This is a genomic window from Streptomyces lancefieldiae, from assembly GCF_031845825.1.
Lineage (GTDB): Bacteria > Actinomycetota > Actinomycetes > Streptomycetales > Streptomycetaceae > Streptomyces > Streptomyces lancefieldiae.
In genome coordinates this window covers 1-762 of the sequence record NZ_JAVRFH010000257.1, presented here as the reverse complement: position 1 = coordinate 762, position 762 = coordinate 1, and the positions used below count along the sequence as shown (strand labels likewise).

Here is a 762-nt window from a genome sequence, read left to right as displayed (position 1 = left end):
CAGCGGGACGCCGGGCGTCGGCAAGACGACCTTGCTCATCGCGCTCGCCCGCGAGATCGACCCCCAGGAGCGGGGCGGCACCCTGGAGACCGAGTACGAGCTGTTCCTGCACGAGATCGGCCACCTTCAGCAGGTCGTGCCGATGGAGGCCCGCGAAGGCAACGGGGAACGGGTCGACGGGCGGGACGCCGGCGAGATCGAGCTGGCCGACCTGATCGCGCCGTCGCTGCGCATGATGCTGCGCCGCATGATCGTCGGCGAGGTCCGCTCGAGGGAGATCGTGCCGATGCTGCAGGCCATGAGTGCCGGCGAGGGCGGCTCGATGTGCACCATCCACGTCAAGCGGGCCGACGCGGTCTTCGCCCGGATCGCCCAGCTGTGCATCCAGCACGGCGGCGGCATGACGCAGGAACTCGCCTACCTCACCGCCGCCATGGCACTGGACTTCGTCGTGCACATCCACATGGACGACCGCACCGAGCACGGCGGCACGAAGGAACGGTTCGTCCACCAGGTGCTGGAAGTCACCGGCGAGTTCAGCGAACTGACCGGCGCGCCGTCCTTCAACCGGATCTACAGCCCCGGCCCCGACGGGCGCGCGGTGCCCACCGGCATCCAGCCCGCCTGCCTCGACGACCTGCTCCAGGCGGGATGCCACCCGGAGTGGCTGTCCACGTACCAGAACATCGGGGCCTGGACGGCCCGCCCGAACGGCACGGTGGCCTGAGCTGGGGATGCGGATTGCCGGATTCGCCGCCGCCG

The 762-nt window shown here is 70.3% G+C and carries 1 protein-coding gene; it reads left to right on the top strand.

Annotated features, from left to right (window positions below; translation table 11 throughout):
* The coding region (locus RM812_RS41980) for a CpaF/VirB11 family protein (protein WP_311586258.1) at positions 1-727 on the top strand (727 nt) is incomplete at its 5' end.
* Between the last annotated feature and the right edge of the window lie 35 nt (positions 728-762).